The 25,588-nt window shown below is 51.0% G+C and carries 24 protein-coding genes; 8 read left to right on the top strand and 16 right to left on the bottom strand.

Annotated features, from left to right (window positions below):
- Window positions 1-1,131, top strand: a complete 1,131-nt coding sequence (locus HV127_RS21935) for an alpha/beta hydrolase (protein WP_182238733.1) — start codon at window positions 1-3, stop codon at window positions 1,129-1,131.
- A 57-nt stretch (window positions 1,132-1,188) separates the two neighbouring features.
- Here the strand turns inward: HV127_RS21935 and ykgR are convergent, their stop codons facing one another.
- From ykgR to HV127_RS21890, 10 genes are all read right to left on the bottom strand, one after another.
- Window positions 1,189-1,290: a small membrane protein YkgR gene (gene ykgR, locus HV127_RS32040; RefSeq protein ID WP_275944290.1), complete on the bottom strand. Its 102-nt coding sequence runs from the start codon at window positions 1,288-1,290 to the stop codon at window positions 1,189-1,191.
- Window positions 1,291-1,392: 102 nt separating this feature from the next.
- A complete protein-coding gene (locus tag HV127_RS21930; protein ID WP_182238731.1) occupies window positions 1,393-2,025 on the bottom strand; it encodes an NrsF family protein in 633 nt (210 codons plus the stop codon).
- A complete protein-coding gene (locus HV127_RS21925) occupies window positions 2,012-2,569 on the bottom strand; it encodes a sigma-70 family RNA polymerase sigma factor (RefSeq protein ID WP_182238729.1) in 558 nt (185 codons plus the stop codon). Before HV127_RS21925 ends, HV127_RS21930 begins: the two co-directional genes overlap by 14 nt.
- A 13-nt stretch (window positions 2,570-2,582) precedes the next feature.
- Window positions 2,583-3,818: a thioredoxin family protein gene (locus HV127_RS21920; RefSeq protein ID WP_182238727.1), complete on the bottom strand. Its 1,236-nt coding sequence runs from the start codon at window positions 3,816-3,818 to the stop codon at window positions 2,583-2,585.
- A gap of 15 nt (window positions 3,819-3,833) precedes the next feature.
- A complete protein-coding gene (locus HV127_RS21915) occupies window positions 3,834-4,400 on the bottom strand; it encodes a peroxiredoxin (RefSeq protein WP_110276491.1) in 567 nt (188 codons plus the stop codon).
- A 98-nt stretch (window positions 4,401-4,498) separates the two neighbouring features.
- Complete coding sequence (locus tag HV127_RS21910; RefSeq protein WP_182238725.1) at window positions 4,499-5,116, bottom strand: TetR/AcrR family transcriptional regulator; 618 nt, start codon at window positions 5,114-5,116, stop codon at window positions 4,499-4,501.
- Window positions 5,117-5,127: 11 nt separating this feature from the next.
- Window positions 5,128-8,235, bottom strand: a complete 3,108-nt coding sequence (locus HV127_RS21905; RefSeq protein ID WP_182238723.1) for a multidrug efflux RND transporter permease subunit — start codon at window positions 8,233-8,235, stop codon at window positions 5,128-5,130.
- A 15-nt stretch (window positions 8,236-8,250) separates the two neighbouring features.
- Entirely contained in the window at window positions 8,251-8,688 is a 438-nt protein-coding gene (locus tag HV127_RS21900) for a hypothetical protein (RefSeq protein WP_182238721.1), read from the bottom strand.
- A 125-nt stretch (window positions 8,689-8,813) separates the two neighbouring features.
- Window positions 8,814-9,266 carry a nuclear transport factor 2 family protein gene (locus HV127_RS21895; RefSeq protein ID WP_182238719.1) on the bottom strand — a complete coding sequence of 151 codons (453 nt, stop codon included), beginning with the start codon at window positions 9,264-9,266 and terminating at the stop codon, window positions 8,814-8,816.
- Window positions 9,267-9,320: 54 nt separating this feature from the next.
- Window positions 9,321-10,610 carry a glycoside hydrolase family 10 protein gene (locus HV127_RS21890; protein ID WP_182240770.1) on the bottom strand — a complete coding sequence of 430 codons (1,290 nt, stop codon included), beginning with the start codon at window positions 10,608-10,610 and terminating at the stop codon, window positions 9,321-9,323.
- Between the two features lie 305 nt (window positions 10,611-10,915).
- Here HV127_RS21890 and HV127_RS21885 point away from each other — a divergent pair, with 305 nt between their 5' ends.
- Together HV127_RS21885 and nqrE are read left to right on the top strand one after the other, a co-directional pair.
- The gene (locus tag HV127_RS21885; RefSeq protein ID WP_182238717.1) at window positions 10,916-12,436 is read left to right on the top strand and encodes a cyclic diguanylate phosphodiesterase; all 1,521 of its coding nucleotides are present in this window, start codon (window positions 10,916-10,918) and stop codon (window positions 12,434-12,436) included.
- Window positions 12,437-12,569: 133 nt separating this feature from the next.
- Window positions 12,570-13,181: an NADH:ubiquinone reductase (Na(+)-transporting) subunit E gene (gene nqrE, locus HV127_RS21880; protein WP_228725746.1), complete on the top strand. Its 612-nt coding sequence runs from the start codon at window positions 12,570-12,572 to the stop codon at window positions 13,179-13,181.
- Between the two features lie 57 nt (window positions 13,182-13,238).
- Here the strand turns inward: nqrE and HV127_RS21875 are convergent, their stop codons facing one another.
- From HV127_RS21875 to HV127_RS21860, 4 genes are all read right to left on the bottom strand, one after another.
- Window positions 13,239-14,597: a carbohydrate porin gene (locus HV127_RS21875; protein ID WP_182238715.1), complete on the bottom strand. Its 1,359-nt coding sequence runs from the start codon at window positions 14,595-14,597 to the stop codon at window positions 13,239-13,241.
- Between the two features lie 110 nt (window positions 14,598-14,707).
- Complete coding sequence (locus tag HV127_RS21870; RefSeq protein ID WP_182238713.1) at window positions 14,708-17,374, bottom strand: alpha-L-rhamnosidase; 2,667 nt, start codon at window positions 17,372-17,374, stop codon at window positions 14,708-14,710.
- Between the two features lie 13 nt (window positions 17,375-17,387).
- Complete coding sequence (locus HV127_RS21865; protein WP_182238711.1) at window positions 17,388-18,689, bottom strand: MFS transporter; 1,302 nt, start codon at window positions 18,687-18,689, stop codon at window positions 17,388-17,390.
- Window positions 18,690-18,819: 130 nt separating this feature from the next.
- Window positions 18,820-19,662 (bottom strand): helix-turn-helix domain-containing protein, encoded by an 843-nt coding sequence (locus tag HV127_RS21860; protein ID WP_182238709.1) that lies wholly within the window; start codon window positions 19,660-19,662, stop codon window positions 18,820-18,822.
- Between the two features lie 434 nt (window positions 19,663-20,096).
- Between HV127_RS21860 and HV127_RS21855 the strand changes: the two genes are divergently transcribed.
- The gene (locus HV127_RS21855) at window positions 20,097-20,336 is read left to right on the top strand and encodes a hypothetical protein (RefSeq protein WP_182238707.1); all 240 of its coding nucleotides are present in this window, start codon (window positions 20,097-20,099) and stop codon (window positions 20,334-20,336) included.
- A gap of 9 nt (window positions 20,337-20,345) precedes the next feature.
- Here the strand turns inward: HV127_RS21855 and HV127_RS21850 are convergent, their stop codons facing one another.
- Both HV127_RS21850 and HV127_RS21845 read right to left on the bottom strand, forming a co-directional pair.
- Window positions 20,346-21,089, bottom strand: a complete 744-nt coding sequence (locus HV127_RS21850; RefSeq protein ID WP_182238705.1) for an aspartate/glutamate racemase family protein — start codon at window positions 21,087-21,089, stop codon at window positions 20,346-20,348.
- 34 nt (window positions 21,090-21,123) lie between these two features.
- Window positions 21,124-21,855 (bottom strand): GntR family transcriptional regulator, encoded by a 732-nt coding sequence (locus HV127_RS21845; RefSeq protein WP_182238703.1) that lies wholly within the window; start codon window positions 21,853-21,855, stop codon window positions 21,124-21,126.
- A gap of 313 nt (window positions 21,856-22,168) precedes the next feature.
- On the opposite strand from HV127_RS21845, the gene HV127_RS21840 reads away from it, so the two are divergent.
- From HV127_RS21840 to HV127_RS21825, 4 genes are read left to right on the top strand one after another with little or no spacing between them, the layout of a single operon-like run.
- Window positions 22,169-23,194, top strand: a complete 1,026-nt coding sequence (locus tag HV127_RS21840) for an ABC transporter substrate-binding protein (protein ID WP_220471431.1) — start codon at window positions 22,169-22,171, stop codon at window positions 23,192-23,194.
- A gap of 1 nt (window position 23,195) precedes the next feature.
- Complete coding sequence (locus HV127_RS21835) at window positions 23,196-24,056, top strand: ABC transporter permease (protein WP_220471430.1); 861 nt, start codon at window positions 23,196-23,198, stop codon at window positions 24,054-24,056.
- Between the two features lie 3 nt (window positions 24,057-24,059).
- Window positions 24,060-24,824, top strand: coding sequence for an ABC transporter ATP-binding protein (locus HV127_RS21830; protein ID WP_182238701.1), 765 nt, complete (start codon window positions 24,060-24,062; stop codon window positions 24,822-24,824).
- 37 nt (window positions 24,825-24,861) lie between these two features.
- The gene (locus tag HV127_RS21825) at window positions 24,862-25,587 is read left to right on the top strand and encodes an aspartate/glutamate racemase family protein (protein WP_139539743.1); all 726 of its coding nucleotides are present in this window, start codon (window positions 24,862-24,864) and stop codon (window positions 25,585-25,587) included.
- Window position 25,588: the final 1 nt, after the last annotated feature.

Here is a 25,588-nt window from a genome sequence, read left to right as displayed (position 1 = left end):
ATGACTTATTCAATCTCAAAGAAACTTCTTACTGCGACCTCAGCGCTACTGCTTCTTTCAATGAGCTCTCTACCGGTTATTGCGGATGTGATTTCTCCACTCAGTGAAGAGCACGGATTAAGCGAAGCCGCGAAACAGTATCTCCTGCATTATCCTTCCCACAGCGGCGTTGATGGCAAAACCGTGCGCGAAGATACTGCCGCCGTATTTATTCCTTTCGGTACAACCCCAGAAGGCGGATGGCCTGTGGTTGTCTGGGCCCACGGCACCGTTGGCGTTGCTAATCACTGTGCGCCTTCGTTAAACCCGCGTAGCGATCGCGATAAGCAGTATTTGAATACGTGGCTGTCGTTAGGCTATGCGGTGGTTGCCCCGGATTATGCCGGACTGGGTTCTTCGGGTTTACACCATTATCTTAATGCTCGTGGTGAAGCGTGGAGTGTTCTGGATGGAGTTCGCGCGGCGCTGAAACAATTTCCGCTTAAGAATGAGCTTATTCTGGTAGGGCAGTCCCAGGGCGCACATGCCGCGTTCGCCAGTGCAGGATATCAGCCTGAATATGCGCCAGAGCTGAATATTCGCGCAACGGTGTTGACCGGTACGCCTTATTTTGAAAAAGGGACCACCGCTGCTGACATCCTTCCGCCTGCGGGTGGCAAAGTCCAGACCGGTGGCGATCCGAAAATTCCCTATATCTTCTATATCTATCTTTCAGCCGCCGATGCTAATCCGCAGCTAAATCCCGCCGACTATTTCCAGGCGAAAGCGCTGCCGCTGCTTAAAGAGGCGACCAACCTGTGTATTACGCCATTAAACGATGAAGTGATGAAGGCAGGGCTTAATGCCGGCAATTCTCTCAAGCCGGGTATCGATTCGCTGCTCAGCGCCAGCGTAGGCACGATGCTCTATCCAACATTGAAAATCGATCATCCGGTATTTATTGGCATGGGTAGCGTCGATGTGAATGTGCCAACGGCGATGCAAAAACGTTTTGCTGATGCGGTGATAAGCGCGGGAACGCAAGCGGACGTGCATATCTACGAAGGACTGGATCATAGCGGTACGGTTAACCCGTCTTTACGCGACTCGGTGCCGTTTTTGATTAAGACGTTAAATAACCCGCAGCAGTAGGCATAATTCTGTGAGCCGCCCGAACGGATGGGCGGTTCAACACAGGTATAACGTAGATTACCAGTACTTAGGAATTAAGTAGCCATACATCACGACCGCGACAACAATCATCACCGTAATAATCGCCCAGTCTGCTTTTAGTGATTTTACTGCGTTCATAAGCTTCTCTCTTCAATGAAATAACTTTTCCAGGTTACCCCCCTGGCCGATGCTGAATAGTGATGAAGATCACATAGTAAAATTTGTCGTACAAATCAATAATCACTCGCCAACGCTCACCCAACGCCTACCGACCAGAATCGTCAGCGCCATAATTGCGACTATGGCGGCCAGGTGCATCACGAAATCCAGGGCGTGCAGATGTACCGGGTGACAAAAGGCCAGCAGGCTCACCGCCAGGCTGGCGATCCCCAATCCCGCCATCGCCAGGCTGCGTACCGGGTTGAGCGCGCGGGTGCGCCGCAGGCTGGCAATCATCAGTACAATCATCGGCGAACTTACTGCCAGCAGAAAGGTAAAGCAGCTAATGCTGTCGTTATCGTGCATCACTGGCGTATCACCGGGAATACTGCGCAGGCTTAACCCGAGCCACATCAACCCGATGGGCAGCAATGCTTTCCAACTTAGCGCCTGCCGCCCGGCAATACTCATAGTGAAAGCGCTGCGGATGGCCAGCGTCCCGAGCAAAAAGGCCAACAGTAGCTGCGCGACAGCCCATATGGCCCCCGGCTGTGACCAATCGGTTAACCCTCGCGGTAGCAAGTAACTTACAGCGATTGCGCAGGGCAGCGCCACCGCCAGCCAGCCGAAGACCCGTTTGTCTGTTGGCCACGGACGCTTTATCGGCTGCATCTCGCGGCTAAGTTTTTCAATCAACACATTATGATCGGTCATGATGGGCTCCAAAACGGCGCAGATTCTTCAGCGCCCTATGCAGTAGCGACTTCACCGCCGCAACGCTTAGATTGTTATGCTCGGCGGCTTCCGTCAGGCTCATTTCTCGCAGATGCACGTGTTCGACGATTTCACGCTGGCGAACGGGCAGCTGGCGCAAATAATCCGCCAGCTCCTCCTGGGTATCCTGATTTTGCCCTTGCGGCGTGGAGGGAACGTCCGGCAGAGTCTCTTCGTTAATTTCCCAGTGCTGACGACGACCGCGCCGCCGTAGCGCATCAATCACGCGCGCTGAGATAATCGCCATCAGCCAGGGCAGAAAGGGAAATGCCGGATCGTAGGTATGGCGAACCCGATGTACCGTCAGCAGGACATCCTGAATCACATCCTCGACTAGCGTATCGTCGCTGATTTGTTTACGTATTTGCGAACGGATCACCGGCACCAGCGCTTTTAACAGCCGGGTGTAGGCGAGCCTGTCGCCCGCCTGCGCCCGTTCCATTAGCGCGGGCCAGCTTTCACGCGCGCTATCGTTTGTTTGCATAATCCGCCTTGTGCTATGACGCTTTTTTACCGGCAGCCTGATTAAGTGCGTTGACCACAATGCCAGGGGTAAGAACCTGCGGCAGCACCTTCGGCGGGCTACCGTCCGCCGGATAAACCACGTATAACGGCAGGCCGCCCTGGCCGAACTGGTTGAGCGCGTCATCGACATCGGGGTTAAATTTTGTGGAGTCAGCCACCATATACAGGGTCCCGGTTTTTGCCAGCGCCTCTTTAACTGCCTGGGTAGAGAGCGACGTTTTTTCATTGACCTGGCAGGTGATACACCAGGAGGCGGTAAAGTTAACGAAAATGGGTTTTCCCTGTCCTCGCTGTTGCGCGACGGTTTGCGGCGTCCACTTCTGCGCGGTCACGTCGGCAGTTTGAGCCTCGGTGGGCGGCGTGCCTTCGGCTTTCATGACCCCCGGAAGCGGGACAATAACCGCAGCCACCAGAACCGCGGTGACCGTAAACAGCACCTTGTGACCTTTGCCGTGAAAACGACGCTGCTGGGCGATGCCGTACAGCCACGCGGCAAAACTTAGCACGACGGAGGCCGCAAGTAATGCCGCCAGCGCGCTGCTTCCGGCCTGCTGTGCTAGCACCCAGACCAGCCAGGCGTAAGCGCCGAACATCGGAAACGCCAGCACGCGCTTAAGAATATCCATCCAGACGCCGGGACGCGGCAACACTTTTGCCAGCGCCGGGAACAGTGAGATGAGAGTAAACGGTGCCGCAAAACCCAGCGCCAGGGCCAGAAAAACCGTCAGCGCCACTGCAGGCGGCTGAACTAAAGCGTAGCCAATGGCGCTGGCCATAAAGGGGGCGGCGCAGGGCGTTGCGACGACTATAGCCAATGCGCCAGTCAGCGCGGAACGCATAAATTCGCCTCGGTTAATATTCAGCGCCCCGACGCGCTGCGCGGCTAAGCCCACTTCAAATACGCCAAGCAAATTGAGCGCCGCGGTCAGAATAATCAACGACAATAGGGCGATAACCAGCGGTGATTGCAGCTGAAAACCCCAGCCAACCGCAGTACCACCGGCTCGCACCGCCAGCAGAATGCCTGCCAGCGCCATCATGGTTATCACCACTCCGAGCAAAAATGCGAGTCCTTCGCGCCGTGCGCTGGCGGCATTATCTGAGTGACGCAGCAAACCCAGCGCTTTCAGCGAGACGACCGGAAATACGCAGGGCATAAAGTTGAGGATGATGCCGCCAATAAAGGCGGCCAGCATGGCAGTTAACATCGCTGGCCTCTGTGCTTAGTGGGTTTGCGGGTGAGATGCGTCGTACTGCTTAACGGCAGCCAGGGTTTTCTCAATATGCGTTTCCGGGTTTCTATCAGTGTAACTCAGTAAGATGTTGCCATCTGGCGCAATCACGTAAGAGGTACGGTCGGAAAGCGTTTTGCCTTTCATCTCCATCAGCGTTTGATACTGCGCCGCGACCTTGGCACCTGGGTCGGCTGCCACGGTGAATTTATCCCGACACTCTAGTTTGGAGAAATCGCTCACCTGATCGGTGTTGCCTGCGGTGACACCAACGACCGTCGCGCCCATTTTGTTGAAATCATCGGTGGCTTCAGCAAAATCATGCGCTTCGATGGTACAGCCTGCGCTAAAGGCCGCCGGGAAAAAGTAGAGCACCACGGGACCTTTTTGCAACGCGTCTTTAAGTGAGAATGTCAGCGATTTACCGGCCAGCGCACCCTGCAGCTCGAAGTCAGGGGCTTTAGCTCCTACTGGCAGCGCCGCGCTGGCGCTGAATGCAGGTAACGCGATGACGGCGGCGAGGGTCAGGGTAGACACGAGGGTTTTTATTGATTTCATTATCAGCTCCTGCGATGGATGGACAATCTGGGTTTTGGTCAACTCAGTTATTCAATTCGCAGGAGCAGGCAGAAAAGTTGCGCTTAGATGAAAAAAATTTACGGTTTATATTCCCAGGCCGAGAGAAAGACGTTAATCGCACACTCCGCAAGCTGGTCCAGCTTCTCTGGCTCCACCGCTTTTTGCGCAATTAACGCTCCCGGGAGCAGATAGCCCATAATTGCGCCGAGAAACGCGGTAGCCTGGAGGTTCGGGTCGCTTATATTCAGCAGGCCCTGGTCGCGTTTTTGCGTCAGTATTTCGCTTAACGCCTGTAATACGCGACCTGAAGGTCTTTGTTCGAGAGTGAGGTACAGCTCAGGTTTCTGCACCAGCACCTGGATCAGTAAGCGCTGAAAATGAATATTTTCCGGCGTATAAAAGTGTTGCTGTACGACTTTCGCGAAACCGCGCAGCAGCGCCGGGAGATCCTGCTGACTTTCCTGTAAGAGCTGGCGCAAGGGTGGCTGCATTTTATCATTGAGAAACTCAAAAGTTTCCAGCAGCAGCGCGTCTTTACCACCGGGGAAATGGCTGTACAGCGTCGGTCGCGAAGTTCCCGCTTCGGCGGCGATAGTGTCCAGAGATACATCAAGCCCATGCTGAAGAAACAGTTCGCGGGCAGTTTGTAAAATGCGGGGGCGGGCTTTCATTGGCCGCCCGCGTTGATTCGCCATCGATTCAATCCTTACGGTTTGCGTCTTTTCAGTTGCACGATCCCTTGCTGAACCAGCAAGAAAAATAGTGGGACGAAAAGCAACGTCAGCAGGGTCCCGGTGAGCATACCGCCGATCACCGCAGTCCCTATCTCTTTTTGGCTGGAAGCGCCTGCACCGGTAGAGAGTACCAGAGGGATAACACCGACAACAAATGCGAGTGAAGTCATGACGATAGGGCGCAATCGCAATCGCGCGCCTTCCAGGGCCGCTTCAGCCAGCGTTTTTCCTTGTCGGAACTGCGTCAGGGCGAACTCCACGATGAGGATCGCATTTTTGGCGGAGAGCCCCATGGTGGTCAGCATGCCGACCTGAAAGTAGATGTCGTTTTCGAACCCGACCAGCCTTGATGCGCCCACGGCCCCCAAAATACCAAGAGGGATGATCAGCATCACGGAGATCGGGATAGACCAGCTTTCATACAGCGCAGCCAGGCATAAAAACACGAATGCCAGCGACGCCAGATACACCCATAGCGTTTGCGTGGATGATGCCTGTTCCTGAAAGGAGAGGCCGCTCCATTGTATGTCGAAGCCGTCAAGAGCGCCCGCCAGTCCGCTTATCTCCGTCATTGCCTTGCCAGAACTGAAGCCCGGGGCCGCGCCGCCCTGAAACTGAACGGCGGATAAACCGTTAAAGCGCTGCAACATCTGCGGCCCGGTGGTCCAACGTGATGAGGCGAAACTGTCGAAAGAGGCCATATTGCCGCTGCTACCGCGCACAAACCAGGCGGATAAGTGTTCTGGCGCTGAACGCCACTGCGCATCGCCCTGCATATAGACGCGTTTAACGCGCCCTCGATCGATAAAGTCATTGATGTAAACCCCGCCCCAGGCCGCGGAGAGCGTACTGTTGATATCGACCTGATCCAGACTTTGCGCCAGCGCTTTTTGTCGGTCGACATCCACCTGTAGCTGGGCTTTTTCTTCGAGGCTGTTGATTCGCACGGCGTTCAGATTAGGATTTTCTCTGGCCGCGTTAAGCAGAGCGGTTTGCGCTTCAGTAAGGGCGCGATAGCCATTTCCCGCGCTATCCTGCAACCACAGTTCAAAACCGCTGGATTGCCCAAGACCGCGAACCGTAGGCGGAGATGTGATGCTGATGGTGGCAATCCGGGATGTTTGATTAAAGTGCTGGTTTGCCCGCGAGATAATGGCCTGCGCGCTATTGAACGCGCCGGGACGGTCATCCCAGTGTTTTAATTCAGCAAAAGCCATCCCCACATTTTGCCCGCTGCCGGCGTTATTTCTCCCTGTCACCATAAAGATAACATTCAGGTTGTTGGCCTCCTCGGTCATAAAATAGCGTGTAATCTCAGCCCCCACCTCTTCGGTCATCGACATCGGCGAGCCCGAAGGGAGGGTAAACTGAACCATCACTGCGCCCTGATCTTCCTCGGGGAGAAACCCTGTCGCGAGCTTCTGATATTGCCAGAGCATCAATAGCGACAGCATCAAAGCCAGCAGCGCAAAACGAAAAGGACGACCGGCTATTTGCCGAAGCAGCGCAAGGTAGCGATTCTGGCTTATCTCAACGCCACGATTGAAACAGGTGAAAAACATCCCTTTTTTGATGTGCCCGGGCCGTAGCAGATGGGCGCACAGCGTTGGCGTCAGGGTCAGGGCGACCAGCGCAGAGAGCGCCATTGCGGAGACAATGGTCACGGTGAACTGGCGATAAATAATCCCCACCGATCCGCCAAAGAATGCCATCGGAATAAAAACGGCGGAAAGAACTAACGCGATACCGATGATCGCGCCGGTTATCTCCTGCATGGAGCGCAGAGTCGCCTCCAGTGGCGTGAGTTCTTCCTCCGCCATTAAGCGCTCGACGTTCTCCACTACTACGATCGCATCATCAACCAGCAAGCCGATCGCCAGAACCATGGCAAACAGCGTCAGGGTGTTGATGTTGTAGCCCAACAGGCTAAGAATGCCGAAGGTCCCCAGCAGGACAACCGGAACCGTGAGCGTTGGGATCAGCGTCGCCCGCCAGCTCTGGAGAAAGAGATACATCACAGCCACCACAAAAAGAATCGCTTCAATCAGCGTATGCACCACGCTTTCGATCGAGACCGTCACAAACGGCGTGCTGTCTCGCGGGTAAGCGGCGATAACGCCTTGCGGGAAGCGCGGCGTTAAACGCTCTACCTCTGTCCGGACTTTCTCCGCTGTTTCCAGCGCGTTGGCGCCGGATGCTAACTGAATGGAGATCCCGGCGGCAGGAAAACCGTTAAGCGTCGTTTGGTTCTGATAGTTTTCAGCACCAATCTCAACGCGCGCAACGTCGCGCAAGTAAATCACGGAGCCGTCGCTGTTGGTGCGCAGAATGATGTTTTCAAATTGTTGTGGATGCTCAAGGCGTGATTGGGTCGTTACCGTCGCATTCAGATACTGCCCATTTAGCGTCGGAAGTGAACCGATTTCCCCGCTGGTAACTTGCGTATTCTGCGCTTCAACGGCGGCCTGTACATCGGAAGGCATCAGGTTATAGCTGGTGAGTTGCAGCGGATTTAACCAAATGCGCATGGCATACTGCGCGCCAAAAACGGTCGTCTCTCCGACGCCATCAACCCGGCTAAGTGGCTCCTGAAGAGTGCTAATAAGAAAGTCGCTGATATCAATACTGGTTAACTGATGACTTTCATCATACAGCGCGACCACCATCAGGCTGTCACCCTGCGATTTTGTCACCGTGATCCCTTGCTGTTGAACCTCCTGCGGTAAACGAGTCATCGCCTGATTGACGGCATTCTGCACCTGGACCTGCGCCATATCGGGATTGATATGTTGATCAAAACTGAGGCTGATCCGCGACTGTCCGGCTGAGCTGCTGCTGGAGGAGAAGTAAAGCAGGCCATCAATGCCTTTAATCTGCTGTTCAAGAACTTGCGTGACGCTGTCCTCGACGGTTTCAGCGGAGGCACCAGGATAGTTCGCCGTGACATTGACGCCCGGCGGGGCGATATCCGGGTATTGTTCGACGGGAAGCGTCAATAGCGCAAGGGTTCCGGCGGCCATAATACAAATGGCGATGACGGCGGCGAAAACGGGTCGAAAGATAAAAAAGCGGGCCAGCATCGCGATCACCTCGGATCAGTTAATGGGTTCTTGCAGGGCGAAAATAGGCGGCGGTTCAATAAGGCTGGAGTCGGGGCGTTGCCCTTGAAAAGGCGAAGAGGGTGCCGCCGGGCAGTTCAGCACATCGCAGGCTTTGGCAACGAGATATCGATGGATTTCAATGCATGACTTCGTGCGCTGATATTCACTCCAGAGATAGTCGTAGGTCTGGATGCTGAAAATATTCTGTTGTAACAGAACGCGCAGATCGTGTTGCCGTTTCTGCGCATATTCATAGATGAAGAGGGTGCGGCAAAGTTTAGCCTGTGCCGGATCCTGTTCGGGTGAGCACGCCTCCAGTAGATGCGCCTCGCTGGGAACTGGTTTCAGCAACGAGGCGCTTAACAAACATGGAAAAAGTGATAATCCAATGAAAAAAAACAGCTTTGCCCATTTTTTGCCGCTGAACATCATTTTCTCCCCATTAATTTATTTACTTTACAGTAAAGTAAATAAATTGTTTAAACAAGCCCTCAATACGATCAAAGAGGCTTTGGGAAGAGGGAAGGCCAAAGAGAGGTGCTCCGCTGGCTGGTGGGTCAAAACATGCTATTGCCGCTGGCGGTCTTTTCTGGAACGGTTTGGGTCACATCCCAGTGTTCGATGATTTTATGCTGCTCGTCGACGCGGAAAATATCGATGATTGCACGCGTGACGCCCGGTTCACGCCCTGTAACCTCGACGTGCAGGATCACGTGATCCCCGTCGACAAACGCCTGCTTAATTTCGCTGTGCGAGTCGGGATATTTGTTCTTCAGGAAAGCGATAAACTGCTGAAAACCCTCCTCGCCATCTTTCGCCATCGGGTTGTGTTGAATGTAACGATCGCCGAGGTAGGGCTTCGCGGCAGCAAAATCTTTGTCGTTTAACGCTTTGTTATAAAACTCAATAACGTTCTTTTTGTTTAACTGTTCACTTTCGCTATTGCCCGCAAAAGCAGCGGGCGACAGCGCGCAAAACAGAGACAGAGCAATGAGCGATTTCTTAAGCATAAAACCTCCAGCGATGGTTGTGGTATCAGGCATCTAGCCTGTCAGGTGAAGTAATCAACCGCCCCAACGGCTTTTCAGGTAGTTAACGGCCTGCTGGGTTTGTGGTTGATTCAGATAGTTCTCTCTGAACAAAATCGTGCCCTGAATTTGCGGCATTGATTCATTCAGATCAAGCTGCTTTTTCAGTTCAGGCACGCCGCCGCTGACCATCCAGTCGGGCTCGTTCTTTGACGGTTCGCCTACTTTGTAGAGCGCTACGCCGATGTAGAGACGGGTATTGGTGGGCTTCACCACGTCAGCCCACCACTTTGCCAGTACATCGTAGCGAGCCGCGTCGCGAGCGAAGGGCCAGTAAATTTGCGGGGCGATATAATCCAGCCAACCCTTCTGAACCCACAGACGGGTATCGGCATAAGACTCATCGTAGGCCGCAGCGCCTCGGGTGTTGGAACCCGCCGGGTCGTGCGACAGATTGCGCCAGACGCCCGCCGGACTGACGCCGAATTCCACGTCGGGATTAAGCTGTTTGATGGTGCGGGAGACCTGTTCAATCAGCAGTTGGGTATTGTGCCGCCGCCAGTCTGCCTTCGAGGCAAAACCCTGGCCATACTGCTGGAATGTCCGGTTGTCGTTAAGCGCCGATCCCGGCGATTCAGTGTAGAAATAATCATCGAACTGTACGCCGTCAACCGGATAGCGTTCAACGACTTCAGCAACAATACTGGTTATCCAGTCACGCGCTTGCGGAATGCCCGGGTCAAGGACAAAGCGGTCTCCGGAGGTGCGGATCCATTCCGGGTGCAGGACATAGACGCTGGCGGGAACCTGCGAAAGCGTGCTGTTAAGCTCAGTCACGGTTTTAGGACGGGTATTGACGGAGACGCGATAAGGATTAAACCACGCATGAACGCGCATTCCACGCTTATGCGCTTCATCGAGCATAAACTTCAGCGGATCGTAGCCAGGATCCTGGCCAATTTTCCCGGTCAGCATGTCGGACCACGGCAAAATCTTTGATGGCCAGAGCGCGGTGCCGTCCGGCTTCACCTGGAAGAACACGGTATTGATCCCGAGATTTTTCAGATTATCCAGCTTGGCGATCAGCGCTTCCTGCTGCAGGCGAATGCGACGACTGGCGTCGATGCCGCCGTTAACAGATTCCAGCGGCGGCCAGTCGAGGCGCGATACGGTCGTTAACCAGACGCCGCGCACCGGCTCATGGCTTTTGGGCAACGTTGGCTGCTTCGCTACGGGCGGTATCGGGGTGACCAGAGAAACAGGTGGCTTACTGGTACAGTGAGCCAGTAACAGAGCGGCGGCTATCACTACGCCGGATATTTTCAATTTAGTCAAAAGAGAGCTACGAGAGCGGATCATCATATTTGCCAGCTTTTCTGGTCGTCGTGCAAAAGAGTCATTTTCGTATTATTCGACATTAAGTCAATAGTTTAGCTGCATGTGTCACCGCGTTGACGTGTGAGTTGTAGAACGATAAATTTTTCCTCGCATCACGCAACTGTTTGCCATGGTATATCATTGATATGCATTAAAACTTGATTGGTTCAGGGCAAGTTTAAACAGGGTTTGTTAAAATTTGACCAAACAATTGACCACCAGTCTTTCATGGTGAGTCGAACTGGATTAACACAATGAAATATTCATCTTTACGCCGCCATCTGTGGATATTCTTATTTCTGATTACGGTACTGAGCCTGGGTACGGGACTTTGCTACTGGCAAATGCAAAAAAAAGTCGATAAGGATGTCCATTCGCGGCTTCAGCAGGCGATAGCGAGTCTCGATGTCACGGTTTCACATGCGGAACAGGCCGCTAATATGGCCGAACCTTTTATGGGGAAAAACTGTGATGAGAATGTCCTGACAGAGTTGCGCACCCTGGTTGCCACCATTCCTGATGTGCGGACGGTGAATTTTGGTAAGAATAATGAAATATACTGCACCTCGGTATTTGGGGGGCGGAAGTTTCAATTCGATCGGACTCAATATACGCAAGGTGCTCTGCAATTATTCAGCGGTAATGAAATCACGCCTATGCATCCATTGATGGTGTATAGCGAACAGGATGATAAAGGAAATACGGTTCTTGTCGGTGTTGATGGTTATTATTTATACAATATCCTGACCGTTCTTGATGGCGACTCGCATTTGTATCTAAAGGTCGGCGATCGGGTGATGACGCGTAAGGGGGAAGTCATCGCCACGCCAGATATCAAAGCCCCCGTTAGCTTAAAGTCAGAGCAGTTTAACTTCTCAGTCATCGCCGATCGTGCCTGGGCATCCGGGGTGAGGGCGTTTATTCGCTATGAGCAACATACGTTGATCGCGATTATCCTGGCCTCCTTGTTGCTCACGTTTTTATTCAGGAATTATCTGCGCTACCGCAATACGATTGAGTATCAGCTCAGACAAGCGATCGAACTTAAACAGCTCAAACCGTATATTCAGCCCATCGTCAGCGATGAGACGGGAAGGGTGGTTGGCGGGGAAGTGCTGGTGCGTTGGGAGCACCCAAAATTGGGGTTTATTGCGCCGGATAAGTTTATTTCTGTCGCTGAGCAGACCGGGTTGATCAAAGAGATCACGGCGATCTGTTTCGCCGAGGTCATTCGCCAGTTTCGCCGCCAGCAGTCAGTGATCCCAAAAGGGCTGTTTATCTGTTTTAACACCAGCTCGGTAAACTTCCAGGACGACGAGATTGTCGCGCTATGTCAGACGTTTATTCAGCAACTGAAAGACTTACAGGCACGCCTGGTGCTGGAAATTACTGAACGGGAATCGATTGAAAATACCTTGCAAACGTCGGCAGTGACGGATCGGCTCAGAAAAATGGGCGTACAGTTTTCGCTGGATGATTTCGGTACCGGGCACGCTAACTACAACTACATTCAGCAGTTTAACCCTGAAATTATCAAAATTGATAAGGTGTTTACTTTTAACATTGTGACCAATAATGCCTCTGCGCTGGTGGTCAAGAACATGGTCAATCTGGCGAAGAAATTTAACTGCCAGGTCATTGCGGAAGGCGTTGAGGATAAGGGCCAGCTTGAGGTGCTTAAGGATATGGGGATCGCTATCTATCAGGGATACTACTTCTCGAAACCGGTAGCGGTTAATGAGTACATTCAGATGCTTTCGCGCTCGTTTCGCTAAGCAAGAAAGAGAATGAGTGACTTCTGTTCCTACCAAAACACAGGAAATTAAAAGGTGATCAACTCGGCAAAACCGAGTTTTAATTTCCTGTTTTGGCTGAAAATTTGGCACTATTAAGAAATAACTCAACGACATGGAGGTTGTCTTGTTCGAAACTCACCTGAATATTTTTATCCGTGCGGTGTTCGTCGAAAATATGGCGCTCAATTTTTTCCTTGGTATGTGTACCTTTCTGGCTATTTCGAAAAAAATTGATGTAGCTTTTCGTCTCGGACTGACGGTGACGGCCTTGCTGGCGATAGCAACGCCCATTAACAACCTCATTTACAATTACCTTTTAAAAGAGAATGCCCTGATCGATGGGGTTGACCTGAGCTTTCTCGATTTCATCACTTTTATCGGCGTTCTCGCTGCATTGGTGCAGATTCTGGAAATGGTTATCGACAAATACTTCCATGCGTTAAACCACGCCCTCGGTCCGTTTCTGCCGCTGCTGACCATTCACTGCGCCATTTTTGGCGCGACGATTTTTATGGTCCAGCGTGAGTACACTTTCCTTGAGTCGCTGACCTACGGCACCGGATGCGGTATCGGCTGGATGCTGGCGATTGTGGCGTTGGCCGGAATCCGTGAAAAACTTAAGTACGCGAATATGCCCAAAGCATTACGCGGATTAGGCAGCGTATTTATTACCGCCGGGTTAATGTCGCTGGGTTTTATGTCGTTTTCCGGTATTTCGTTGTAGGCTATATCTGGTGCGGGGAGCGAGGCGCTCCCCATAAAATCTGACCCGCCTCAGTTATCAGAAAAAGTATTTAAAGCGCACGCGTGCACCGTAGCGATCGTGCATGCTTTCATCGCCGTCTTTTTCATCCAGCCATGACCAGTACGCGCCTAAATAGATATTGAAGTTCTTCATATCCATCAGGTCGGGAAGCTGGTATGAGGTATGCAACGTATGAATGTCATATGTGCCTTTTTGGGTTATCCAGCAGCCATCGTCGCAGTTTGCCAGCGAACGGCCATCAAATTGCTCAATTTTGTTGTGCGCGTAGATATAGCCAAGTTCAAAACGCTGCCACAGGGCGTTAATGCCGGCGGTGAAGTCTTTTTCACCTGAAGCGTCCAGATAGGCGGTGTTCAGGTTAACGACAATACCGTTGTCAGGATCTTTCTTAAGGCCGTTCCAGGTGAATGTCGCGCCGTAGCCGTTTCGCCTGGACTGATTTACCCATTTCCCCTGTTGGTCATAATAGCCCCAGGCATTGTTCACGACGTTGGACTCCATTGCCACGGCGGCGCTTAGCACATCTTCAGACCAGGAGATAACAGGGCGCAGATAAACCACGTTTTTCTCATTATCTATCTGGCGACCGTGATATTTTTTATCAACCAGTAGCGAACTGCCATTCTCAACCAGGGTGTTTAATTCGAAATACCAGTTATCCAGCTGTTTGCTCAACATAAAACTGCCGCCGGAATCAGACCGCCCGCGACCTTCTTTCATCATATAGATATAACCGTGACCATCGTTGTACAGATCGTTCGCAGTATTGCCGGAATGCTCAATAAAAGTATCCTGATTAAGGGGAAACATATCGAAAGCCTCAAAGCGGCCGACTTTCATTTTCCAGTTCTGCTCTTTGCCGAAGAAGAAGGCGGCATCATCAAGATTAACGGAGCCATTCAAGTCGGCAAGCGGTTGTACCGTAAATCCGGCAAAACGGCCATCGTTCAGCCCCCGGTAACCATCAAAACCTAATAAGATGCGCCCGTTAATATCCCATTTCTCATTACTATCGTCGCGTTGGCTAATAAGAGAACCTTTGCGACTTTCCGCATCCATATTAAATTCAACGTCGCCATAAAACTTGAGGTCACCAAATCCGCTGAGCGTTAATGTCGGCTCCGTTTTATTATTACGCGTTTCGTTCGCAGAGGCCGTTCCCACTACCGGGACTGGCTGCGTGTGACTCAGAGTCTGACTGGACTTCAGTTGTTTGATTTCATCTTCAGCAGTTTGCGCCCGCGATTCTGCCGAATAGAGCCGCTGCTCAAGGCGCTGCAGACGTTGCTCCATTGATATTTCCGGTGAGTCAGCAAAAGATGCTGGGGCCACCAGACATAACCCCATAGAGAGCAGGGCAGTTTTATTTTTCATTATATAATTCCATTAATTAACAGAGGTGATATTGCGCAAAAGCGTGCTTCGCCATCATCGAAGGTGTGACGATAGCGTTCATTCAAATAATGACGAGGCAGAGGTTTTAATTATGACGAACGCGACTCTAGATATTTTATTTTATATTTACCGGAACCGACCGATGCCTGATATTCATCGCCCGTGTGGGTAAATTCGAGAGAGTGGTGCTCTGTAATTTCACCAGCAGCCGGGAGCATAATCGTGGCCCGACTGTTGTGGGGGATGGTGATATCCAGCGTCATCTCCTGATGCTCATCTCTCTGCCAGTTCACGCTAATTTCGCCATATCCCGAACGGTAGCAGGCATTCATCCACTCAAGATTGCCGCCAAACGTCGGTTTAATAAGGATATGTCTGAATCCCGGGTTATCTTCATCGGTGTCGATACCAGCGACCGCCCGATATATCCATTCGCCAATTGCGCCATAAGCGTAGTGGTTAAAGGAGTTCATATCCGGGCTCCACATTGAACCATCGGGTTTAATACCATCCCAGTGTTCCCAGATGGTTGTTGCTCCAGCTTTAACCTGATAGAGCCAGGAGGGGAAGTCATCTTTTAGCAGTAGTTGCCAGGCTTCTTTGCTGCGACCGTTGTTGCTAAGCGCGTGGCAGAAATAGGGCGTACCTACAAATCCCGTGACCAGGTGCCCATCATGTTCATTAAGCAGTTCAACCAATGTATTGATGGTTCTTTCTCTGAACCGTTCCGGGACCAGATCAAAATGCAGGGCCAATATATGCGCGGTTTGTGTTCTTGCTGCCAGACGCCCGTTAGGTGTAAAAAACTCTTGCTGGAAGCTGTTGACGATTGAGGTATAAAGCGCGGAATACTCCGTGTAGTCGTCCGTATATCCGAGTACTTTTGCCGTTTTAGCCAGCAACAAAGTAGATAAACTATAATAAGCCATGCAGGTTAAATCGTTTGGCGTTGCGCCAAAATAGCTGCCTTCTTTGGCATCAAGAGCGACCCAATCACCGAACTGTAATTTATAGCTCCATTTATTATCGACAGCGTGTTCGCGCATGAAATTCACCCACGTCTTCATGCTGCCATACTGGTTGCGTAACGTTACGGTATCGCCATACATCAAATAGAGCGTCCAGGGATTGATCACCGCAGCATCGGCCCAGGCGGCGGCAGAATGAGTGCAACCGTCGCGCATAAAGCGGTCTTCGTCGCTTCTGCCGGTGAGGATATCGGGAACCACGTGCGGTACGCCGCCTTCCGGCGTCTGGTCATAACGAAGATCGGTCAGCCATTTGGCAAAAAAGTTGCGCGTTTGCATCAGATAGCTCGCGGTGCGGCAGAAAATCTGCGCATCGCCGGTCCAACCCAAACGCTCATCGCGCTGTGGGCAGTCGGTGGGGACATCAACGAAATTCCCCTTTAAGCCCCACAAAATATTGTGGTGCAGTTGATTTAAATCCGGATTAGAGCAGAGGAATTCGCCTGTCTGCTCCATTTGTGAATGCACCACTACAGCTTTAAAATCATCCAGCTCAATGGTCCCAGGCCAGGATTCAATTTTCACATAGCGGAAGCCCTGGAAGGTAAAGTTAGGGTGGTAAACTTCGACATCCGCTCCCTTCAGCGTGTACTCAATACGCTGCTTTGCCGAACGCAGGTTTTCAAGATAGACGTTGCCGTCCTTATCCAGTACTTCGAAATGGCGAAGAATAACCTTGTCTCCGGCCTGACCATTGACGTGGAATTCAACCCATCCGGTAAGATTCTGCCCAAAATCAATAACAGTATCGCCTTCAGGTGTCACGAGAAGGGCAAGAGGTTTAAGGCATTCTACAGCCTGCACCGTACATGCTCCTTGCGCTTGCAGAGCCTGTTTGCTTGCTGTCACGAGGCTGACCGGCCGCCATCCGGCCGTATCGCAATTCACCATATTCCATGCGGATTGTTCACGACGCGCATCATAGATTTCGCCATCGTAAATCTCCGAGAATGATACCGGTGAGTCAGCGGCCAGCCAGCGGCTATCCGTACCAAACATCATTTGACGCCCATCTTTATAGGTCACGACGACCTGACAGATAAACGCGGTACGTTCACCATAATAATTACGCTGGCGATTAAAGCTCATATCGCCTTTATACCAACCGGCGCCAATGCTGGCGGCAATCGCATTTTCCCCGCTATTAACCAGATGAGTCAGGTCGTAGGTTTGATAGAGCAGGTGGTGGTGATAGCTGGTCCATCCGGGAGTCAGCTCATCCTTGCCGACTTTTTCACCGTTGACATACAGTTTATACAGACCCAGGGCACTGGCATGGGCAACAACAGAATGAATATCGGCGCAGTCCTGGAGTTTAAAAAGCGTTCTGAGCAGTGTACCTCTGGAGTCATTTTTATCTTCGCTGGTTTCAGCAGAGATAAAATCCGCCGTCCACTTTGAACCCGGCAGCCCGGTAATAAACGCAGCACTCTCGCTCCAACTGCTCTGCTCGCCATGATTATCACCCATCCTCACCCTAATAAAGTAATGACGTGAATTCTTAAGCTCAAGATCAGGTAAGACGATATTTTGTGATTCTGCGCTGGTAACCCAACCGCTGTCATAAACAACCTTGGTGAAGGCTGCGTTTTCACTTAACTGAATTTGTCTATTTACTTGTTCAACATTTTGATTGCTGCTGTCAATCACCCAGCCCAATACCGGCATCGTCTCAGTGCCGTTTAGCGTTGGGGAATAGTTTAATGACACGCTTTTAATCGCTAACATGTTACCGCTCCTTTTAGTTTTCACCAGCTAAATGCTTATTCATTTCGCTATTACGGACATCAGGGGAGAGCATTTCTGCTTCATCATTAAATTCATTACGCTGTTTGCCCCGGAAACAGAGCCAGCCAATAAACACACCAACACCGACGATAGATGAGAGCGTGGCGTACAGCACCATCGGGCCAGCATCAAGCAATACGGGGGTAACGAAAGCGAGCAGGCCGCATGACAGGCGGGCAACGGCAACAATGACGCCCTGAGCGGTGGATCTCAGCATGGTCGGGAATGACTCCTGCGACCAGACTTTCATTATTCCTTCGAACGCCAGACCGCTCCCCATATTGGTAAATAACATGCAGCAGAACCATGATGCTGGAGAGAAGTTAAAAATCATCGGTAGGGCGTATCCGCCGGTCAGCAGGACGGCACCTAATATATAAAAGGGCATACGTTTATGCGTATCGACAATACGCATAAACAAAATACCGGAGGCCATACCAACAGGCATGATGAGCAAATTCCATAACGAGTTTGTGCCGACGCTAATCCCCACCACGTTAACCGCAACGTAGGTTCCGAACTGTCCACCGGTATTGGCGGCGAGGTTGGTAAACGCGTAAAAAATACAAAGCGCGACAAATGGCCACAAATATTTTCCCTGAAGGAGATCTTTATATGAGGATTTTTGCGCGCGAACCGTTGTGACGCCACGACGGAGCTCATCACGAGCAACCAGCCACAAAGGTGATTCGGGAATAGACCAGCGCAAAATCAACAAGACGGCGGCCACCAATCCCACGTGCAGATACATGATTTGCGCGCCGCTTCTTCCCCATTCACCCACAACGGCGGCAATCGCCATGGTGATGCCGATACCAATGGTCCATAGCAGGTTGGAGAGGGCGATGATCTTTCCTCTGTTTTTATCCGTGGCCGCTTCGGAAATGGTTGCCAGCGAAACGGGTAAATCAGCGCCTGTTGCCAAACCGACTAATAAAGTGCCGATCAGCAATAAATGAAATGTCGAGCCTAAAGCAAGTAATGTGGTGCCGATGATAATCATGGCCATGGTAATAATAAATACTTTACGCCTGCCGATGCGGTCTCCTAAGCGTCCGCCGGTAAACGCACCAAGCGCAATACATAATGTGAGAAGTCCCGAAAGAATACCTATTTCCGTTGCGGTGGTACCTATTGTTTTTTGATAAATAACCAGGGCGGTACCGTTTGACACAATAGCGGCAGAGTCAATGTAGGATGCCATTCCCGACACGACCCCGACATACCAGGGGTTGGGTACTTTTTTTACTGACATACTTGTTATCCTCTCTAAGGAGATAATTATAATGAGATAAATATTCGAGGTATGACGATATTCCTTTCCCTTGCATGGAAATACACCTTATAAATAAGGCGTTTTAATACATGTTTGCTGACTATATTAATTAACGGATGAGCTTTCTCTCCTGGGACGGCGGGTAGCGGAAGCGCCGCTTATAACTTTCCGTGAATCTGATGGCATTTTGAAAACCACAGATGATGGCTATCTCATTGATGGTTTTATCCGTGGTACGTAATAGTTCCTGAGCTTTCAACAGACGAAATAGCTGCTGAAAATTCCCCGGCGTATGACCGGTGATATCTTTAATGAATCTGAACATCGTGCGTTTAGCCATGCCACTTTCATCGCACAGATCGCCCCAATGAATATGCCGGAGGTAGTTATATTTCAGAAAATTAAGCAGATATTTTCTTCCAGAGGCATCAAGATACTGGCGAGTGGCTCTTCGCTGCGTACGCTGGTACAGCGTGTCTATAATGCCAAAGAAGGCCATTTCGGTGGCAGAGAAATAGGCATCATCGAAATCGTCATCCTGGCGACGATTAATAACCTGGCTCAGAGTAATGATCCTTTCCAAATCATCCGATGATAAAGAAACATTGTGTTGGTTGTTAAGACTGTTGTTTTTTTCTATTTTTGCAATGAGCTTGCTAACATTTGACAGGAACGCAAAAGGGCGGCTTTTGTGGATCAGGACATTAATTACCGATAGGTTGTTTGTGGATATATAGCTATGCGTGTCGATTGTTGAAACAAAAAAGAAGTCACCTTTATAGATGAACTGCACGTTATCGTTGATTATGTGAAATCCACTACCTTCATGTACGATAACGATCTCATCAAAGTCATGCCCATGAACTTCTTCAAGATTTTGTTGACCAAGCATAAAAAGGCAGAAGGCATGTTTTTCTGACAAGAAAAACTCGTGGCTTTGCATAATTTTCATATTGTCACCTGCAGTAAATTGCAAACAATAACCATAGCATATCCACCTTCTCATGTTTATGAATGAAGAGTCTGGTTCTTTTTATTGGTGAAATATTCAATTTGGTAACATATTTGTATTTAACAACAATAGTTATGACAAGTCTACATGGCAATTTGGCACTCAGCCGTAATTACATGTGATTCAACCTTCATTTTTTTACAAATAGGGAGGGTTCAGTGTCAGATTAGTTTTGCGATTTGCAATCAGAGTTGAAAGATTAATTAACGATCGACAATCCTTAATTAGCCTTCGAATTATTGTGGTTTATCACCAGAATGAAGACAAGAAGGGGAGATCCGTGAAGACATGGTTTTGCAGTATCAGGATTGCCTTGACGACAAATCGCGATAGACTGAACGTCCATGTGGATAATACAGGATGTTAATTTCAAAATGCATGACTCCCTCTCCCTGCTGCTAAAAGCGATCATGATTTTACTTCTTGCCCTGGGAATCTGGAGCTTTATAAGACGGAAGGCGAAAAAAGCGGTTCTGGGTATCGACCCGGCTATTGCTGAAGCTAACGCCCGCGAACGTTACCGCTGGCGTTACGCCCGATGGGGATGGCAGACGATACAATATATTTGTCTGCTGTATTTGGTTGCCTCAGCCCTTAAGTTCATTCTGAGTTAGGACAGCGGGTTACGCGCGATTGAGTAAAGCCAGCAGAGCATCATCCAGCCCTTGATTTGGCTTTAGCGGTGGAGGCGCAACGCTACCCGCCCTGGCAATACCTGAATCAAGATGATAAAGCACCTGGGCCTGAGCCACGCCGCAGGATACGCCATCTACCACCGGAACGGGGATTTTACCCGCCAGCGCTCTCGCCAGACCAGCTAACGGTGCACCGGCAAGAATCAGGACATCGGCGCCATCATCATTCACTGCCTGATGGCAGAGCGCTAGCAGACGCTCTGCGTGCTCCAGCTGCACGCTACCGGCATCATGAAGCGGACTATCCAGATAACGAATGCTGGCAAGACGAGACAACATGCCATAGCGATCTACGCATTCGCGATACCAACCCGTGATACGTCGGGAAATGGCAATAATAGAGAAACGGGGTCCGAGCTGCGCTGCGGTCATTAATGCTGATTCGGTCATACCGATCACGGGTACGTCCAGAACTTCTCTTAGCGGCAAAAGACCCGGATCGCCAAAGGCAGCGACCAGCAGCGCGTCGTAGCTTCCGAGCCGTTGACCTGCAATAGTGGCAACGGCGTGCCCGCCCAGCAACGCTTCAAACCGGGTTTCAATATAGGCTACGCCGCTTTGCGCGGTGGCCATAATAATTTGTGTATCCGCCGCCGCCGTTCGTCGGGCTTCGGTTTCAATCAGCGCGGTAACGCTTTGCGTAATGTTCGGATTGACTATTAATAACCGCATTGCTGCTCCTGATAATACCCAAGAAAATAGAGCGTTAGCCAAAAATCGCTTCCAGATCAACATCGGTATCGTCATCTACCGAGAGATCCAACGTGGCTTCAATATGATCAAGATGACTAATCATCAGGCGAATGGCTTCTTCTTCGTTGTCCTGTTCCAGCGCCTCAACAATAGCAGTGTGCTCATCATTAGGGCATGCCGGAACGTTCGGAGAGTCATACAACAAAATGATTAGGCAGGTCAGGGATGCTAGCTCGCGCATCAGCTTTGTCAGTGGTGCGCTATCGACCATTTGCGCAATCAGCAGGTGGAACTCGCCGGATAAGCGAATAACTGCGTGTTTATCGCCCGCCTCGCGGGCAGCTCTTTCCAGGCTGATATGTTGATGTAGACGTTCATAAAGCGAACGGTCAGCTCTGGCGACCAGGCTGCGTATCAAAGCAGGTTCAAGTATTCGCCGGGCCTGAAAAATGTGCCGGGCTTCTTCGACCGAGGGGCTGGAGATAAAAGCACCGCGGTTAGGAATTGTCGTTACGACGCCTTCATAAGCTAAGCGGGCCAGTACTTCGCGAATTCGGGTTCGGTTAACCTGGAAAACGCTGGCCAGCTTTTCTTCCACTAATTTCGTGCCTGGAATAAGTCGATGTTCCATAACAGCGTTGAGGATACGTTCATAAATGACATCACGCTTGTCGCTCGTACCGAGGATTTGCCCGGCGTTGCGCGCTTTACGCGAGAGAGGAGTTTCATTGTTTTGGGTCAGCACGTGAGGATCCTTTTAAAATTGCCACTATTTATATTAGTACTGTCACAAAAAATAACAAGACTCGTATTAATCATGCACTACCCTGGTTCGTTTCTGCAAAAAATCACCAAAATGGTGCATAAAAATGAAGGGGTAAATCGCTATTTTCTCAATGGAGAACAATAATTTTATTTAAATAAAAATATAAAAATCAACATATTAAATGGTTTTTTCTTTTCTAATAACAGTAAAAATCGACTTACTGCAGTTGTGGCATAAAGCCTGCATTAATATTGTCACAATCTACAATCAGTTAGTGACAATAGGAGGCTTTATGTTCACTTTAAATTCACCATTCCGCATGATTATACGCACAGGTCTCATGCTATTCCTTTGCCTGGGCGCCATAACGGCGGCCCGGGCCGACGATCAAAACACCATTAAACTCGGCTATGCAAAGTGCGCTCACTGCACATCGCTCTCCCTAACGCCGGAAAATGCTACAGGAATAAAACTGGAAGCCATTCCGTTTAATACCGGCAATGACGTATTAACAGCGTTATTGTCCAAAAGTATTGATATTGCACAGGTCACCTATCTGCATTATGCCACCGCGCTCGATAAGGGATTTGAGGTTGTCGCGATATCAGGGCAGATAAGCGGAGGTTCGCAGATTCTTATTGCTAACTCGTTGCCCGTTCAGCCCGGAAATTGGCAAGAACTGGTCAAATTGATCCGTCAGTATAAAGCGGAAGATAAGCCATTCCGCGTGGCGGCGTCGCGCGGCAATGCGCAGGATATTCAGATGCGCGGTGCGTTCCTGAAACACGGTATTGACATTAATAAGGACGTTCAATTCGTCAATATCCCTAACCCCGCCGACCACACCCAAGCCCTGCGCCGCGGAGAAGTGGAACTGGTGACGTCAGTTGAGCCGTTTGCGACGCAGATCCGCGACGTAAAGGCGGCGAAATTCTTTGATTATCCCTATGACCAGGCAGCAGGTAAGTTAACAAACCTGATTATCACCCGTCCGGACGTGATTAAAACACATCCGCAAGGTGTGCTGGAGACCGTGCGCGCTATCGTGAAGGTCAACGGGCTTATGTCCGCCGATAAAGCGCTGTTTGCCAACACCATCCAAAAAGTGACTGGCCTTGATGCGGCTATCGCCCGCGGGGCGGTCGACAATCTCTATCCCGACTATGAGATGCATCGCGCTTCGGCGGTTGCCATCGCGCAAATGATGCGTCAGCTCAAGTACATCAATAGCGATGTCAGCGAAGCGGTGGAGAAAAATATGGACTACCAGTTCCTTGAAGCCGTTACCGGCAAACCGAAGACTGAATTAGGGTATTGATATGAAGAGCAACGCCATGCAAAGCCGAGCGGCAGGCCGCTCTGGTAGCGCCTCAATGTTTGGCCGCATCTATCAACGCATTGAGCGTTTTATCATCCCCGTGCTGCTGATTGTCGGCTGGGAACTCTTCTCTCGTTCGGGGGTTTTACCTCGGGCGCTACTGCCAGCGCCATCTCAGGTCGTCATCGCCTGGGCCGATTGGGTATTCGCCACCGATGGGAATACGCAGAATTACAGTGGCAACTGGATTTTTGACGTCGCCTCGAGTTCATATCGTGTGTTCGCCGGATTCGCACTTGCTGCCGTTCTGGGAATTGTTGTGGGTATGGCGATTGGCTGGTCGCGGACGGCTGAGAATCTGTTCGAACCGGTACTGCAAATTTTGCGCCCTGTACCGCCGGTTTCCTGGATCCCGCTGGCAATCATCTGGTTTGGTATTGCCGATAAACCAGCGATATTCCTGGTCTTTATGGGGTCGTTCTTTCCGGTTCTGCTGAGTACTATTCATGGCGTGAAAAGCTGCGACCGCAATCTGTTACGTGCAGGGGCCATGACGGGGGGAACGCCGGGGAAACTGCTGGTACATATCGTTTTTCCGGCGGCGCTGCCCGCTATTTTCTCCGGCTTACGTATTGCTATCGGTTCCGCATGGATGCTCACCGTCACCGCTGAGATGGTGGCGGTGAAAAGCGGTGTTGGCTATGTGCTGTGGGATTCGTACTACTTCCTGCGCTACGACATCGTCATTGCCTCAATGGTCAGCATTGGGCTGCTGGGTTTCCTCAGTGATTACGTTATTAAGCGCATCGGCGCATATTTTCTGCGCTGGCAACGTGGTTCCACTTTACAAAAGGAAGGTTGAGAAATGGCTCTTATCACCGTGGATCGCGTGTCGCGCGTATTTGATGACCCTAAACGCTCTACCGGGGTACGGGCGCTGGATAACGTCAGCGTCTCCGTAGCGCGCAACGATTTCCTTTGCCTGTTAGGCCCCAGCGGCTGCGGCAAATCGACGTTACTGAACATGATTGCCGGGTTTGATCACCCCAGCGAGGGAAGCGTTATTGTCGGTGGGCAACCGGTCAGCGCACCGGGGGCCGACCGCGGAGTGGTCTTCCAGCAGGCGAATCTGATGCCCTGGCTACCCGTCTGGGAAAATGTGGCTTTCCATTTGAAGATGCGTGGCTTTGGCAAAGATATTCGCCGGGAGAAAGCACAGAAATTTATCGAAATGGTCGGTCTGAAAAATTTTGAAAACCACTATCCCAGTGAGCTCTCAGGGGGAATGAATCAGCGCGTGGGTATTGCTCGTGCGTTACTGATGAACCCCGAAGTTATCCTGATGGATGAACCTTTCGGCGCCCTTGATGAGCAAACCAAAATCGATATGCATGCCGAGCTTATTCGTATCTGGCGAGAGAGTAAGGCAACCATTGTTTTTGTAACCCACGGGATTGATGAATCTCTGGCGCTTGGAACCCATGTCGCGGTGATGTCTGCTCGCCCGGGGCGGATCCGCGAACTGCTACCGATAGACCTCGATCGCCCACGCGATCCTACGAGCAAAATCTTTAACGATTACAAACGCCATATTCTGTCGCTGCTACGACCAGAACCAACGGAGGAGTAAACCGCAATGAAAACCAAGAACAACGGGGAGTATCAGTATGACTAAGCGGATCCGGCTGGGGATACTTACGCCGTCGTCAAATACCGCGCTTGAGCCGCTGACCCAGTCGCTGATCGCTGATTTTCCGGAAGTCAGCGTGCATTTTTCCCGATTCCGCGTGACTGAAATCGCGCTTAGCGATAAGGCGCTGGGGCAATTTCAATGCGAACAGGTCATCGAAGCCGCGCGATTGCTGGCGGATGCGAAAGTCGATGTCATTGGCTGGAGCGGCACATCTGCGGGCTGGCTGGGCTTTGATGCCGACGTTGAGCTATGTGCCGCCATCACCCGGGCGACCGGAGTTCCGGCAACAACATCGGTTCTGGCTTTGAATCGCGCTCTGGCTCTCTGGCAGGTTCGTCAGCTTGGTCTGGTAACGCCGTATCTGGCCGAGGTGCAGGAGCGCATCATCGCTAATTATGCGCAACTAAACATTGACGCCAGACATGAGAGCCATCTGGCGTTACAGGATAACTTTTCCTTTGCTGAAGTGGACGAAACCACGCTGGAACAGCAAATCGCTAAGGTTGTTGCATTGGGGGCGCAAGCCGTCACCACGTTTTGTACCAATCTGAACGCAGCGCGTAGCGTTACGCAGTGGGAGCAGGAATTCGACGTTCCCGTGTTTGATACCGTAGTGACTGTGGTGTGGGATATGTTAAAAATGATGGGCGTCGATACGCGCCGTGCTACCGGCTGGGGTCGGTTGATGGCGGAGGGATAAT

The organism is Klebsiella sp. RHBSTW-00215 (assembly GCF_014103785.1).
Classification (GTDB): Bacteria; Pseudomonadota; Gammaproteobacteria; order Enterobacterales; family Enterobacteriaceae; genus Klebsiella.
The sequence above is the reverse complement of the archived record's forward strand: the minus strand, read 5'-3'. Positions and strand labels throughout refer to the sequence as shown.

What these genes read in the sequence shown, in the direction of transcription:
- HV127_RS21935 (WP_182238733.1), top strand. Translation starts at nt 1, where the DNA reads ATGACTTATTCAATCTCAAAGAAACTTCTTACTGCGACCTCAGCGCTA.
- ykgR (WP_275944290.1), bottom strand. Translation starts at nt 1,290, where the DNA reads ATGAACGCAGTAAAATCACTAAAAGCAGACTGGGCGATTATTACGGTG.
- HV127_RS21930 (WP_182238731.1), bottom strand. Translation starts at nt 2,025, where the DNA reads ATGACCGATCATAATGTGTTGATTGAAAAACTTAGCCGCGAGATGCAG.
- HV127_RS21925 (WP_182238729.1), bottom strand. Translation starts at nt 2,569, where the DNA reads ATGCAAACAAACGATAGCGCGCGTGAAAGCTGGCCCGCGCTAATGGAA.
- HV127_RS21920 (WP_182238727.1), bottom strand. Translation starts at nt 3,818, where the DNA reads ATGTTAACTGCCATGCTGGCCGCCTTTATTGGCGGCATCATCCTCAAC.
- HV127_RS21915 (WP_110276491.1), bottom strand. Translation starts at nt 4,400, where the DNA reads ATGAAATCAATAAAAACCCTCGTGTCTACCCTGACCCTCGCCGCCGTC.
- HV127_RS21910 (WP_182238725.1), bottom strand. Translation starts at nt 5,116, where the DNA reads ATGGCGAATCAACGCGGGCGGCCAATGAAAGCCCGCCCCCGCATTTTA.
- HV127_RS21905 (WP_182238723.1), bottom strand. Translation starts at nt 8,235, where the DNA reads ATGCTGGCCCGCTTTTTTATCTTTCGACCCGTTTTCGCCGCCGTCATC.
- HV127_RS21900 (WP_182238721.1), bottom strand. Translation starts at nt 8,688, where the DNA reads ATGATGTTCAGCGGCAAAAAATGGGCAAAGCTGTTTTTTTTCATTGGA.
- HV127_RS21895 (WP_182238719.1), bottom strand. Translation starts at nt 9,266, where the DNA reads ATGCTTAAGAAATCGCTCATTGCTCTGTCTCTGTTTTGCGCGCTGTCG.
- HV127_RS21885 (WP_182238717.1), top strand. Translation starts at nt 10,916, where the DNA reads ATGAAATATTCATCTTTACGCCGCCATCTGTGGATATTCTTATTTCTG.
- nqrE (WP_228725746.1), top strand. Translation starts at nt 12,570, where the DNA reads ATGGAGGTTGTCTTGTTCGAAACTCACCTGAATATTTTTATCCGTGCG.
- HV127_RS21875 (WP_182238715.1), bottom strand. Translation starts at nt 14,597, where the DNA reads ATGAAAAATAAAACTGCCCTGCTCTCTATGGGGTTATGTCTGGTGGCC.
- HV127_RS21870 (WP_182238713.1), bottom strand. Translation starts at nt 17,374, where the DNA reads ATGTTAGCGATTAAAAGCGTGTCATTAAACTATTCCCCAACGCTAAAC.
- HV127_RS21865 (WP_182238711.1), bottom strand. Translation starts at nt 18,689, where the DNA reads ATGTCAGTAAAAAAAGTACCCAACCCCTGGTATGTCGGGGTCGTGTCG.
- HV127_RS21860 (WP_182238709.1), bottom strand. Translation starts at nt 19,662, where the DNA reads ATGAAAATTATGCAAAGCCACGAGTTTTTCTTGTCAGAAAAACATGCC.
- HV127_RS21855 (WP_182238707.1), top strand. Translation starts at nt 20,097, where the DNA reads ATGCATGACTCCCTCTCCCTGCTGCTAAAAGCGATCATGATTTTACTT.
- HV127_RS21850 (WP_182238705.1), bottom strand. Translation starts at nt 21,089, where the DNA reads ATGCGGTTATTAATAGTCAATCCGAACATTACGCAAAGCGTTACCGCG.
- HV127_RS21840 (WP_220471431.1), top strand. Translation starts at nt 22,169, where the DNA reads ATGTTCACTTTAAATTCACCATTCCGCATGATTATACGCACAGGTCTC.
- HV127_RS21835 (WP_220471430.1), top strand. Translation starts at nt 23,196, where the DNA reads ATGAAGAGCAACGCCATGCAAAGCCGAGCGGCAGGCCGCTCTGGTAGC.
- HV127_RS21830 (WP_182238701.1), top strand. Translation starts at nt 24,060, where the DNA reads ATGGCTCTTATCACCGTGGATCGCGTGTCGCGCGTATTTGATGACCCT.
- HV127_RS21825 (WP_139539743.1), top strand. Translation starts at nt 24,862, where the DNA reads ATGACTAAGCGGATCCGGCTGGGGATACTTACGCCGTCGTCAAATACC.